The sequence below is a fragment of the Paenibacillus sp. BK033 genome (genome assembly GCF_004345425.1).
In the GTDB taxonomy this organism is placed as follows: domain Bacteria; phylum Bacillota; class Bacilli; order Paenibacillales; family Paenibacillaceae; genus Pristimantibacillus.
In genome coordinates this window covers 38,082-50,897 of sequence record NZ_SLVP01000016.1, presented here as the reverse complement: position 1 = coordinate 50,897, position 12,816 = coordinate 38,082, and the positions used below count along the sequence as shown (strand labels likewise).

General features: G+C 52.9%; 11 protein-coding genes. 1 reads left to right on the top strand and 10 read right to left on the bottom strand.

Features of this window, described 5'->3' with window-relative positions; all coding sequences use genetic code 11:
* Positions 1 to 15: 15 nt before the first annotated feature.
* The 10 genes from EV294_RS28660 to EV294_RS28615 form a co-directional block, all read right to left on the bottom strand.
* Positions 16 to 960, bottom strand: a complete 945-nt coding sequence (locus EV294_RS28660; RefSeq protein WP_243711831.1) for a type II secretion system F family protein — start codon at positions 958 to 960, stop codon at positions 16 to 18.
* Positions 948 to 2,234 carry an ATPase, T2SS/T4P/T4SS family gene (locus tag EV294_RS28655; protein WP_243711830.1) on the bottom strand — a complete coding sequence of 429 codons (1,287 nt, stop codon included), beginning with the start codon at positions 2,232 to 2,234 and terminating at the stop codon, positions 948 to 950. Before EV294_RS28655 ends, EV294_RS28660 begins: the two co-directional genes overlap by 13 nt.
* 77 nt (positions 2,235 to 2,311) lie before the next feature.
* Positions 2,312 to 3,160 (bottom strand): CpaE/TadZ family protein, encoded by an 849-nt coding sequence (locus tag EV294_RS28650; RefSeq protein WP_132313241.1) that lies wholly within the window; start codon positions 3,158 to 3,160, stop codon positions 2,312 to 2,314.
* Entirely contained in the window at positions 3,157 to 3,870 is a 714-nt protein-coding gene (locus EV294_RS28645) for a flagella basal body P-ring formation protein FlgA (protein WP_132313239.1), read from the bottom strand. The genes EV294_RS28650 and EV294_RS28645 overlap by 4 nt, the downstream gene beginning before the upstream one ends.
* A 348-nt stretch (positions 3,871 to 4,218) precedes the next feature.
* A complete protein-coding gene (locus tag EV294_RS28640; protein WP_015842701.1) occupies positions 4,219 to 4,569 on the bottom strand; it encodes a type II toxin-antitoxin system PemK/MazF family toxin in 351 nt (116 codons plus the stop codon).
* A gap of 3 nt (positions 4,570 to 4,572) precedes the next feature.
* Complete coding sequence (locus tag EV294_RS28635) at positions 4,573 to 4,854, bottom strand: CopG family ribbon-helix-helix protein (protein WP_041613299.1); 282 nt, start codon at positions 4,852 to 4,854, stop codon at positions 4,573 to 4,575.
* Between the two features lie 216 nt (positions 4,855 to 5,070).
* Complete coding sequence (gene alr, locus EV294_RS28630; RefSeq protein ID WP_132313237.1) at positions 5,071 to 6,255, bottom strand: alanine racemase; 1,185 nt, start codon at positions 6,253 to 6,255, stop codon at positions 5,071 to 5,073.
* Positions 6,256 to 6,422: 167 nt separating this feature from the next.
* Positions 6,423 to 7,658 carry a LolA family protein gene (locus tag EV294_RS28625; protein WP_132313235.1) on the bottom strand — a complete coding sequence of 412 codons (1,236 nt, stop codon included), beginning with the start codon at positions 7,656 to 7,658 and terminating at the stop codon, positions 6,423 to 6,425.
* A 167-nt stretch (positions 7,659 to 7,825) separates the two neighbouring features.
* A complete protein-coding gene (locus EV294_RS31020; RefSeq protein WP_132313233.1) occupies positions 7,826 to 10,279 on the bottom strand; it encodes an asparaginase domain-containing protein in 2,454 nt (817 codons plus the stop codon).
* Positions 10,280 to 10,313: 34 nt separating this feature from the next.
* Entirely contained in the window at positions 10,314 to 11,687 is a 1,374-nt protein-coding gene (locus EV294_RS28615) for an asparaginase (protein ID WP_132313231.1), read from the bottom strand.
* 379 nt (positions 11,688 to 12,066) lie between these two features.
* Between EV294_RS28615 and EV294_RS28610 the strand changes: the two genes are divergently transcribed.
* Positions 12,067 to 12,813: a YqaA family protein gene (locus EV294_RS28610; RefSeq protein ID WP_132313229.1), complete on the top strand. Its 747-nt coding sequence runs from the start codon at positions 12,067 to 12,069 to the stop codon at positions 12,811 to 12,813.
* The last annotated feature ends 3 nt before the right edge of the window (positions 12,814 to 12,816 follow it).

Below are 12,816 nucleotides of genomic sequence, written 5' to 3'. Positions count from 1 at the left end.
GCATAAGCCTCCTTTCTACATCTTTTTGCGCGACAGCCAAAGCCCCATTAGAAAAGAAGCAAATATTAGAACAATGGCGTTAAGCAGCATGTCTCTTCCCTGCGGATCGATCAGGTAGTAGTAATAGGAGTTCTCCCGGTTGTAGCGAACATTGACGCCGATATAAAATGCCAGGAACAGGACCGGCGTAAAGTTGGCAATCCGGATCTCCAGCAGCTTGTTCCGCTCCTGCTCGTTCGCCCGCCGCGCCTTGCGCATATCCCCGAGCAGTTCCTTCAGGCTCTCCGCGATAGGCGATCCCTCCGCTAAAGCTACCCGCATAATATTGACGAAATAGTCCCCCCACACATGGCCAAGCGCAGCCGAAAAAATGCGAAGGCTTGCCTCGTCGTCGCCGCGAACCGACAGGTTCCGGTACAGCTGTTCGAACACCGACTGCATGGGACCAAGCAGTCTCCGCTCTTCGACCGTGCGCTGCAAAGCCGTTCGAACCTGTCGACCTCCGGTGACCAAATAACATTGATAGAACAGCTCGATAGCCGGCAAAAAATCCATTTGCAGCTGCATCTGTCTCTGGACAAGCATGGCCCGCAGGACCGTATAGGGCAAGCAACCGACAACAAGGCCGAACAGCAAGGTTCCTTTGATGCTCTGAAAGAACAAACCGCCAATGGCAACGCCGGCCAGAAGGAGCAGCATGGATCCGATGACGAGACCGGATGGCTTCAGCTTGAGCTGAAGCGTCTCGAGCAGCTCGGACAGGTGGCGGTATACCCTCTCGAATCTTTTCAGCTTTTCGGTCAGCCGGTAACCCAGACGGTTCCTCGCTTGATATGTCAATCTGTCCCTTCGCTCCTGACGTTCCGTCCATACCAGCAGCCAGCTGGACAAGGAAATAAACCATAAGCTGAAGAGCAGTAGTGCCGACGCGGCGACGGACAGCTTGATCAAGTCCGCCACCCCCTCTCGGCAAGACGCGCCTTGGCTTTAGGCGAAGGCTTCTCGGGGTATATCCACTGCCCGCTTGTCTCATCGAATCGGGCCCAATCCCGGACAATGACCTCGTTATTCGCCCAGCTCAATTCACCGATTCGGGCGATAACCCGCCTGCCTCCCAAATAACGCATTTCAATGCCCACTTGGGTAACGTATTCCGCAATCCTCTTCGTCAAACGCTCCGGATTCATGCCTCTTCCGTCCAGCATGCACATGTCGGTAATCGCTTCCGGCACATCCTCCAGCGTATTGGCGTGAACCGTGGTCATGCTTCCGGAATGCCCCCTGGTGCATGCCCTCACATAAATATTGGCATCCATATCGCGGATCTCGGCATGCACGATTCGTTGCGGGGATTGGCGGAGCGCCAGCTTGAACGCCTGCTCGGCCTTGTGCTGCGGATCATCCTCGTCCGCTTCGTATTCAACCGTATTTTTGTTGGGAAAATCCCGCCCGAGCATCATCTCGAACCTTCCCTCAATCGTGACGATCCGCTCTTCATCCGGCAGCTCGGCAATCAAAGCCTTCATAAGATGCGTCTTGCCCGAGTTGGTCGGTCCGATAATGACCAGATTAAACCGCGCTTCAAGCACATCCAGCAGCATGTTCCTCATCTCATGGCTGAGCGTACGGTACGGAGCGGAGCACAAAGCTTCCAGGCTAAAGCACCTGACCGTAAAGAACCGAATCGTAAGCGTTGGCTTCGACGTAAAGCCAAAGCCGGTCATCGTGACGCGCGAGCCGTCCCTCAGCATCACCTCCGCCCACCGCTTCCGCGGATTGATCCGGTCGTTGTTGTACAGCACCAGGTTCTGCTGAATCCGCTCCACGTCCCTCTCATGGTCGAAGCGATAGGACGACAGCATGGTTTGACCGTCTCTCACTTCGTATATCTGCGAACCGACAACCTGAATCTCCTCGAGACCGTCCTTCCTGGCCAGTACAAGCTCAAGCACATTCAGTCCGATTACCTCCGCGAACAAGGCTTCGGCAAGCGTCGCGTACGGATGCTTATAGCCATCCAACTGGTGTATGCGGAGACGAATCAGCCTATCGGCTATAATCGCCAGCACCTGCTCCCTCTCCGATGCAAAGCCAAGCACGGCCCGGTTCAAGGTCTCGCTGTACTGCCGTCGTTCTTCCTCCGTCAGCCCTCTGGGGGCTGCCAGATAAGACCTGATCTCTTCGGCCAGCCTTCCGAAATCCGCTCCGCGTCCTGCCGTTTCCCCTCTATCCAAAGAATCCGCGACCGAAGATTGATCCAGCCTTAGCCGCGCAGAATAATCCGACGGTGAAAACCTGCTTGCCCCCGAATTCAAGAGCCTACACCGTTGCGGTGAGCCAGCAGCTTGCGGTACCAAGGCTGTACGGCAAGCGTTGGCGTTACCCTGCGTATATGATGACGGTCCATCAACCGTTCGGCGCTCTCCTGCATGGCAAGCTTGCCTGCAGGATCCTCCTTCAGCCACTGCCCGTAATGACCGCTGTCGAGCTGCGCATAGAATGAATGACCAAGCCGTAATTCTCCAAGTTTCGATGTGCCCATTTCTTTGCAAATGTCCTTCATCCGATATCCTCCTGTGCTCCATGGCGAGTAAATGACAACCGTGTGGTATTGATCCGTTGATAGTCCAAACAGCGGCGATACTTGGGAAATCCAGCATTTTCCGTCTTCCTGGAAGTGGGATAAGGCATCGGTTGTGACGATAACGCGCGTATCCGCCTCGCGCAGAGCGCATATCGTAGCCGCGTTATCCCAATAAGCGCCTACATCAATAACAACCATGGAGAACGTCTGCCCGGCGATCCGCAGCAAATGCTCCATCTCCTCCGGCGAATAAAATTCTGCCTGATCCCTCAGCATATTGCCGAACAATACATGCAGATTCGGCATTCCTCTAACCGGCTGCATTGCGCGCTGAAGCTTATCCGGCGTTAAGGATCCGGACTTCAGCTCCGGCCTCAGCTTGTCCAGCGTCACGGCGGGTTCGGCGATGCCCAAATACCGGTGAAGCTTTGCGCTCTTTAAATGCAGGCATAAATAACCGATCGCCCTCCCGCTTGCTTCCGCCACCCGAAACGCTGCGGCAAATGCGGCCGAGGTGGTTCCAATATTAGGCGTAGTCCCGACAAAGGTGATTAACGGTGCCGCGTTCGCATTCACGTATGATCCTCCTCCAGCTGCAACGATTCCGGACTGTAGGCGATAACCAGCTTATGAAGACCGTTCTTGCAATAACCGTCGATCTGCAGCCACTGCGATTCCGTCAGATTCAAATTAATGTATTCGATCATTCCGTTCGCATCGCGCCGGGAAGCATACATCCGTTCCTTATCCCCTTCCGCCAGCGACAGCAGGTTCGGATCCTTCATATTGTCAATCTCCACATTGCTTGAGGATTTAACCGACGCAACCGTCACAAGCGAATCGAATATCCGCCTGGAGGGCTCATTCTCGCCGGACAAATAGACGGTTACCTTATCGCCGGCGCGAATGCCGTTGGAGATGGAACGAACGTAGTCGCGCGGAATTTGAAAGGTGGATTCCGTGCCCGTCGGCAGCAGATGGTACTTATCGACTTTCCAGCCCAGAATAGGCTCGTTAGTCCCTAGCGGAATTACAGTCTCCATGCCTACCGCCTGCTTGGCGTCAACGAGCATTTCCTGCTCGTAGCCTTCGCGGGGGATCCGTTTATAGGCGATGTCCGCTTCCGTTAACCGCCTGCCCGCTTCAACAAACTGCTTGGCCACAACAACCTCCACCGTTTCCTCGCGTGTGAGCTGCAGCTTCTGCAGCTGAAACAAACCATACACCAGAACCCCTGACAGCAATGCAGCAAGCAATCCAATGCCTGCATTTCTCCTTTTGTTCATCGACTCTCCCCTCTCTAGTCCGCCCGGCCTAGCGTAAACGGCTGCGCCGTCCTTAGGAGGGGCAGCATACGTTTCGCGGATGAAATATAAGCGTAGTATATAAAAAACTTATACTTTCTTATATTTGACAAAAAAAAAGAACGCAGCAGTAGCCTAAATAAGGCTGATCTGCTAGCGTTCTTCGCTAAGCCGTGCACGTATATGTAATTTAACAACCAATTGACCATATAATAGCAAATTTATTAAATAGTTGTCCATAGGTTTTTTGAAATATCCATTTTTCCGATAAAATGCGACGACATCAAAAAAACAAGGACAGCACATGGCCGTCCTTGTTCCATCCCTGCGTTAAAAATCGATTAATCCAACGCTGATCAGCAGAGCATCGTCCACTTTACGCATCGTTTCATCGTCCAGGTGGGTGATCTTGTCGGTTAAACGCTGCTTGTCGATCGTCCTAATCTGCTCAAGCAGCACGACGGAGTCTCTGTCGAAGCCGTGAGCCGCCGCTTCCATTTCAACGTGCGTAGGCAATTTGGCTTTCTGGATTTGCGCCGTAATGGCCGCGACGATAACCGTCGGACTGAAGCGGTTGCCGATATCGTTCTGAATGACTAATACGGGTCTTACTCCGCCCTGTTCCGATCCGACGACTGGTGACAAATCCGCAAAAAACACATCTCCGCGTTTTACGATCAACCTCTACACCCCGCTTACGAGACGGCCTAACGTATGATCGGCTTCTTCCTCCGCTTGAAAAGCTTCGGAGGCCATGTTCAAGTTGATCTTCGCCATTTCCAGATACCCACGCTGCATGGACTCACGGATCTGCCGTTTTTTTCGTTCCACAAGATACAGCTTCATGGCCTGCCGAATAAACTCGCTGCGGTTGGAATTTTCCTTGGCGACGATGCCGTCGACCTCCTCCAGCAATTGATCCGGCAAGCTGATCATGATCCTCTTGGTGTTCTGCATATTGGCCACCGAACTAGCACCCCCAAAACTTTTCCAAAACCATTAATATTCATTATTGCATTAAATCGCTGTCACTATACTTTATCATAGCTATGTTATGCGTATATCAAATATGCTGCATGAATTTACTGCATCTCCGTGCATATCCAAATTGTCTTAACTAATTCGCGATCAACAACGGAAATCCTCTATTTTTCGCGAAAAGTTGCGATTAGTAAATAATTCCTAACCTAAAACGAGCGGATTCGATACCGCTGCCACCTGTCCGTCTCTTACGTAGACGCGGGGCACGCGGGCCGCAAGCATGCAGGTTACCTCATAGTTGATCGTTCCAAGCTGCAAAGCAAGCTCCTCCGCGGATATCTCTTCCCCGCCTTGCCGTCCGATCAGCACAACTTCCTCGCCCGGCTCAACAGCTGCATCCGCTGCCGCGGGATCCAAAGCAATCATGCACTGGTCCATGCAGATCGTCCCCCGCACAGGCACCTTTACTCCCCGTACAAGCACATGGGCCTTGCCGCTCAGCATCCGGCTGAAACCGTCGGCATATCCGATAGGCAGCGTGCCAATGCATTCTTCCTGGCTGGTCACATACCGGGTGCCGTAACTGATTCCCCAGCCCGGAGGGGTCTTCTTCACCATGACGACTTCCGTCTTGAGCGAAAGCACCGGTTCAAGCTTGATCCGCTCGCGGCTTACTTCATCCGAAGGATAAAGACCGTACATGCTGATGCCAAGGCGAACCATGTCGCCGCCGTATTCCGGCGTATCAATACCCGCTGCGCTGTTCGCGGCATGAAGGATACGGATCGGCAGCCGATGGCTGCGCACATACTCCGCAACAGCGTGAAAGCGCTCATACTGCTGGCGGGTATAGCTCTTGTCCGTCTCGTCCGCTTTGGCGTAGTGAGTGAACAGGCCCTCTACCTCCAGCTGCGGAACATCCAGCGCTTTGCGGATAAAAGCAATCGCCTCATCCTTGCCGATTATCCCAAGCCGCCCCATTCCGGAATCGATCTTAATGTGGACTTTCAGCTTCTTTCCATCGGCGTGAAGAGGAAGAGCCGCCGCCACCGTCAATATATCCTCGCGGAACAACGCGACGGTTATATCCTTGTCGCGCGCGATAGCCAGCGCAGCTGCCGGGACAAATCCAAGCACAAGAATCGGCGTCGCGATCCCGGCTTCCCGAAGCTGCAGCGCCTCATCCAGAAAGGCTACGCCCAAATAATCAACGCCGAACCGCTCTGCCTCGCGGGCGATTTCCACTGCGCCATGCCCGTACGCGTTCGCTTTGACCGAAGCCATCAGCAATCGCCCTTCAGGCATAGCGCTGCGGAACGCTTGCAGGTTGCGGTTCAGCGCATCAAGCGAAATTTCTACCCTTGTCGGGCGATAATACGATTCCAAGTCGGTTCACCTTCTCCTCATTCGGCAGCCCCGAGCAATCCCGAGCAACTGTAAACATCAATAGGATTAATGTTATACGTTGTCGCTTGGGCTGTCAATGAAATGGCGGCCTTAATCGGATAGCACGTCTTGGAAAAAAAATTCGTCCGCTCTAACCTAGCAGTATCTTATTTGGTCGTATCCGCTTGAACGGATTGGGCAATTCGGATCATTTCCGTCTCAGGAAGCGTGCTGCTTGTCAGACGAAGCTCAGTGCCGTCCACGATCCAAGTAAGCGTCTTCTGATCGTCTCCGCCGGTCAGCTCGCCAATCGTGAATCCGAGATCAAGGAAGGTGCCTCCCGAATAAGTTGCTGCCATATCTTTAGGCTGGGTCTGAATCAGCGAGAAGTCGTAAGTTCCCGTATAGCGGGATACAACGCCAGGCAAGCCGCCGAATACGATATCCATGCTATCCTTCATAACGACGCCTTCCGGGAGGTCCGTCGGAACCATAACCTGGAGATCGGCTGCCGCATCCGCCTGCGGGTTGGCTGCCGTATCGTCCGCATCCTCTTCGTCTTCCGCCGCCGCGTTCTTGTCGTCGTCTTTTGTTGCTTTATCGTCCGTTTTGCCGTCAGCCTTGCTGTCGTCTTTCGATTCGGTGGATTTATCCGGCGTTACGGCATCCTTGCTGTTGCTGTCCCCGGAAGTTTCGTTTGCGCTGCCGTTCACATCCGTTTGATCCGGATCGGCGAGTGTCGGCTGATCGCTGGTGCCTCCGCTCGAAGGCGAAGACTGCATGTTTGCTTCCGTCTCGAACGTCGTTTTGTCAAAGCTTGGACCAAATTCGAAGCTCGTAAAGTCGACTTGCACCATCACGGAAGCATTTGCGTCGCTGACTTGAACCTGAACCGGCTTGTAATCCGATTTGTTCAGCCAAATTTTTTGTCTGGCAAGCGTGCCGTTATTATAGTTGGCCATGACATCAAAGACGTAGGATTTATCGTCAACCGCGAACTGGCGCGAGTTGTCCGTCAAAATGCTTTGAATCAGCGTTTGATAGAGATATACCTGCCCTTGATTTTGCGGCCAGTCGCTTTGGAAGCGGAACACTTTGTTCAGACGCGGCGTAAGGACAAACACGCCGTCATCGTTGCGCAGAACAATTTGCGTAATATCCTTCTCTGCATTCGTCAATTTAATACGGTAATAATGGGGCTTCTGGTAAGAAACTTCAACGTTGTAAGTCAGCTCCTGCTGCCCCGTATGAAGCTTCATCGTGCCTGTCCCTTGGTAGCTCTCCATGTTGCTTACAACCTTGTCGAGCTCCTTGACCACGGACTCGGCGTCCTTCTTCCCGCATGCGCTAAGAACGAGTGAAAACACTAACAAGATTGCCGCTGCCCATGTCATGCGACGCATTACAATCATCCCCTCTTCACAATGTTTTTCCCACTGGTAACATGTCTATGAAGGGACTTGGCCAATTATGCGGACTAGTTTGACAAGCCGGAGCTTGTATGAAAAATAATCAAAAAGCTGCTCCGCTAGGGCCATGTCGAGCCATGCGGAGCAGCTTTTATCTCATCTTATTTGGCATCGAGCAGCTTCATGATAACCGTAATGGCTTCCGCTCTCGTTGCCGTTCCCGCGGGAACAAAACGGTTGTTCAGACGGCCCTGGATAATGCCTTTGTCCGCCACCGCGTTCACCGCGCCCCTCGCCCATGCCGGGATATCGGCATTGTCGGAGAAGCTCGTTGCGGCATTTTCCCCCGTTGTCAGCTTCAGAGCCTTCGCGATCATCGCGACCATCTCGGTGCGGCTGATCTTGTTGCCCGGCTTAAACGTTCCGTCCGGATAACCGCTTGTAATTCCTGCGGCGACCGCTTGCGCTACGGCTGCTTTCGCCCATGCGCCGATTGAACCGTTATCCTTGAAGGTCAAGTCCGCTCCTGGCTCTTCCGACTTAAGCGCGCGCATCAGCATCGCAATAAACTCTTCGCGGGTTACGGTAAGCTCCGGCTTAAAGGTGCCGTCGCTGTAGCCGTTGACGATACCGGCTGCTACCGCGGCGCGGATTGAAGCTGCTGCCCAGTGTCCCGCGATATCGGAGAAGTCCGGTGCCGCCGGATCCGCGTCTACCGCAAATACGGCAAACTTCGTGAAATGGTCGGTTGGCACGGAGATCGTGCTTCCGTTAACCGTTCCGCCCATTTCCACCCATTGCTTTTTCGTCTCATCATAATAGAAGACCGAAGGCTTTTTGCCTTCCTTCACTAACGAAGCATCAAATTTGAAGGTCAACGTTACCGGAACCAGGAAGTTGCCCGCTTGGTTTTTGAGCACTTCGAATATGGAGGACAGCAGCACATCATCCGCATCGATAAGGCCGCCGGCCTGCGTCAGCTTTTGAATGGAAACGATAAGCTGCTCCTTGGACGCTCCGCTTGGCACCTTCACCGTAAGACTGTTGTCAAAGACGCTCAGCTCGCCGGAGCCGCCAGGCGGAACGGTAAGCTCGTTGCTGCCCGGAGGAGTACCTGTTCCGCCGCCTGAGCCGGAGCCTGAGCCGGATGAGCCCGTCTTGAACGAACCGGTGAGGCCAACGCTCTCATTTCCTTTATCGTCAAAGGCTTTGACCGTAAAGGTATAAGACGTATTGGAAGAAAGACCTTTTGCTATATACGTTCTAGCCGAGGAAGCTACCTTGGCGATTGGCGTCTCTTCCGAACCTTGATAGATGGCGTAACCAGCCACGCGGGTAGAATCGGCAGCCTGAGGCCAGCTTAAAGCAATGCTGTCCGTCGTCTGCGTATCCGAGACAAGCGCCGCATTAGCCGGCCACACCGGAGGAGCCGGATCATCCATTACGATATCCTGCGCGCCTACGGTCTCGAACCAATCTTTTATCGTATTAAAATCATTTGAAAAGGACAGTGAAAGCAGAAGCATCATGCGAGCATGCTGCGGATTCAGGTTATCCCCGGCAATAATTCCGTTGCCGCTGCCGCTCATCGTGCCAGAGCCTGTCCGGGTTGTCGTAACAAAGATTACGCCCTTCTGAATCGCCGCGCTGCGCGCCTGGCTCATCTTCGAGGAAATGCCGCCCGCTCCGGTTCCGGCGGTGACAATCCCTTTGGCACCGTCTTCCACCAGCGCGCGAATCGCGCCGCCGCCCGCTTCCTGATAGCTGTAGGCAATCTCGACTAGCGGCAGATCATCCTTCGATATCGTCCGCAGATCAAACGGAGTCGACCATTCCGGCGTTCCCGCTTTCAGAGCCCGGGCATTCAGCCGGTACATCCGAACGGCTGGATCATCGACATACCCAAGCGCTCCAAACATCGGAGTATCAAAGGTATCGAGGCGATGGGCATTCGACTTGGTTACTTCGCGCGCCGCCTGGATGACATCGTTGAGCATAATAACCGTTCCGTACCATTTGGTCTTATTGCTGGCCGCTACCTTAATCGCTTGATAAAGGTTAGCCGGACCGTCCGTTCCGATAACATCCCATGGCCGCATAGCCCCTGTCACTACAACCGGCTTCTCGCTGCGCACCGTCAAATCTAGGAAATACGCGATTTCCTCCATCGTGTCCGTGCCTGTTGTTACGACTACTCCGTCGTAAACCGAAAGAGCCTGATCGACGGCCAGAGACAAATCGTACAGATCCTTCATCGAATAGCCGCCCGAACCTTTATTGCCGAACTGGAAAGTCGATACGTCGGCATTTTTATGGCTTGGAAGCTGCGCGACCATATCCGCCATTTTGTACGTGCCGGCCGCATAGTTCTGGAAATTTGTTTTATCCCCGCGCGATGCCGCTCCCGCGATAGTACCTCCGGTTGCCACAACCATAATATTGGGAAGCGGCGATGCCGCAGACTCCGCCGATAAGGCGGGGATATCAAAAGTGGGAAGCTGTGGAGCTGCTTCTTCCGCCGCTCGCGCATACCCCATAAATCCGGAGAGCAGCGCTAGGATCAGGAGAGGAGAGAGAAATCTCCGCAGCATTCGATTATTGCCGATGACAGTCATATCCGGTTACCCTCCCTTCGTGTACGGTTCCTGTTTAATGCGCGCCAACAGGCTCTTCTACCGCAGGCGCGGTTTCTACCGGCTCCGTCACAACGGGCTCGGCGGATGGCTCTGCCGAAGGTTCAACCGAAGGCTCTTCCGATGCAGGCACCTCTACCACCGGCTCTTCCGCTTCTTCTTCAACCGATGTTTTCAATACCGTATTTTCGTCAACCGAAATTTCAACATCTCCCGTACCAAACGATTGGAACCAGGAATGAATAGTCGGCAGGTCGCTTGTGAACGCCAAGGACAGCAGAAGCAGCATGCGGGCATGCGCCGCATTCAGGTTATCCCCGCCGATCGTTGCGCCCGTTCCGCTGTCGTACATCGTACCGGAGCCTGTCCGAGTAGTCGTAACAAATACTACGCCTTGTTGAATAGCTGCCGAACGCGCCTGACTCATCTTGGAGGAGATGCCGCCGGCGCCGGTTCCCGCTGTTACAATCCCTTTCGCGCCGTCTTCCACGAATCCGCGGATCGCGCCGCCGCCTGCTTCTTGGTAGCTGTACGCAATTTCCACAATGGGAAGGCTGTCTTTGGAGATCGTTTTCAGATCAAACGGGGTTGCCCATTGTTCCGTGCCGGCTTTAATCGCTCTGGCAGGCGCGCGATAAATCCGAACAGCCGGATCGTCCACATAGCCAAGGGCGCCAAACATCGGGGCATCAAACGTATCCAGACGATGCGCGTTCGTCTTGGTCACTTCGCGAGCCGCGTAAATTACGTCGTTAAGCATCAACACGGTGCCAAACCATTTTGTTTTATTGCTGCTTGCTACCTTGATCGCTTGGTACAGGTTTGCCGGAGCATCCGTTCCGATAACGTCCCAAGGTCTCATAGCACCCGTAACGACTACGGGCTTTTCGCTGCGGACCGTCAGGTCTAGGAAATAAGCAATTTCCTCCATCGTGTCGGTCCCCGTCGTAACGACTACGCTGTCATAGTCCGCAAGAGCGGTATCAACCGCCAGGGAGAGATCATATAAATCTTTTATCGTATAACTGCCTGAGCCTTTATTGCCGAACTGGAAAGTCGATACGTCCGCGGTCTTATGCACCGGCAGCTGAGCTACCATGTCCGCCATCGTATATGTACCCGCGGCATAGTTCTGGAAGTTTGTTTTGTCGCCGTTTCTTGCCGCTCCCGCAATCGTGCCTCCGGTAGCAATGACAAGAACATTCGGCTTTTCCGAAGCTTCGAATTCAGCAGAGACCGGCGGAATGTTGAACGTTGGGAGCTGCACGGGTTCGGCAGCATTCGCCAAGTTTCTCGAAACAACGATCCCAACCGTCCCTGCCGCCATGGAAAGCAGCAAAAGCAGTACAATAAACCTTTTACCCAACACATCTCTTACAACGTTTGTCATGATTTGTCTTCCTCCCTATTCTATCTATTTATGTCGAACATCTATAAGTCTATTTTATGTTACATATATTAACAAACCTCATTTAACACCATTTAAGCGTTATCATCAGCATATATCTAGGTTTTTCTTTATTTTTCCTGAACACTTGAGAAATTTTAGTAGATAATATTGTTAAATAAACTAACATGTATTTAACACAATCTGAACATAAAAGGTATCAAGCGTAACGGAGATACAAAATCGAGGCAGGAGAAGGCGTCGAAAATAAAGGAATTTACTTATCATTCTTGCGTGACCAGAAAAAAAGTGAAACCTAAGTCCTAAACTATCGTATAATTAACTACGGCTTTCCATGCGTAGAGAGGTGTGTGCCATTTTCATGCTCCAAGAAATTGTAGACTTCCTAATGAAATTTGGCCCCTGGGGTTTGTTCGTTCATTCCATGATTGATGCAATCATCTTTCCAATACCGGCCTTATTCCTCCAGGTTCCATTAAGCCTCGTAAATCCGCATGACGCGTTTATGCTGGCTACCGTAGGATATATCGGTTGTTTGATAGGCACCCCTATCGGCTATATGATCGGCAAATTATTGGGTAATTCCATTCTGTACAAAATCCTCAAAAAGGAATGGATCGAATCCGCTACGAACATGTTCCAGAAGAATGGAGACACCGCAGTACTGATCGGTTCTTTTACCCCCATTCCATTCAAAGTGTTTACGATTTTGTCGGGCGCGCTGAACTTTCCTTTGTGGCGCCTTATTATGTACGCGGCAGTGGGCAGAGCGGCAAAGTTTTATTTGGTCGGCGGACTGATTTACTTCTATGGCCAAGCGGCCGAAAAGATGGTCCATAACGCATCGTATTATTTGTTCGCTATCGCCGTCCCGCTAATCGTCTTGTTTCTGTTCTTCCGAAAAAGACACCGCAAGAAGAAAGCCGCTCAAGCAGCGGCGGAAGCGGCTGCGGCAAGCGCAGAAGAAGATACGGTTCAGGAGCATTCGGCGGTTGCATCCGCAGCCGCAGCGGAATCGGCTGAGCAAACAGATGAAGCTCCAAGCGAGACCCGCGAGACTGCCGGCGAACCCCCAATCCCTGCAGCAACTCCCGTAAGCAACGCCTAAGCG

Bases quoted from the DNA above. Each gene is read 5' to 3' on its own strand.
- EV294_RS28645 (WP_132313239.1), bottom strand. From the start codon at position 3,870: ATGAACAAAAGGAGAAATGCAGGCATTGGATTGCTTGCTGCATTGCTG.
- EV294_RS28625 (WP_132313235.1), bottom strand. From the start codon at position 7,658: ATGCGTCGCATGACATGGGCAGCGGCAATCTTGTTAGTGTTTTCACTC.
- EV294_RS31020 (WP_132313233.1), bottom strand. From the start codon at position 10,279: ATGACTGTCATCGGCAATAATCGAATGCTGCGGAGATTTCTCTCTCCT.
- EV294_RS28615 (WP_132313231.1), bottom strand. From the start codon at position 11,687: ATGACAAACGTTGTAAGAGATGTGTTGGGTAAAAGGTTTATTGTACTG.
- EV294_RS28610 (WP_132313229.1), top strand. From the start codon at position 12,067: ATGCTCCAAGAAATTGTAGACTTCCTAATGAAATTTGGCCCCTGGGGT.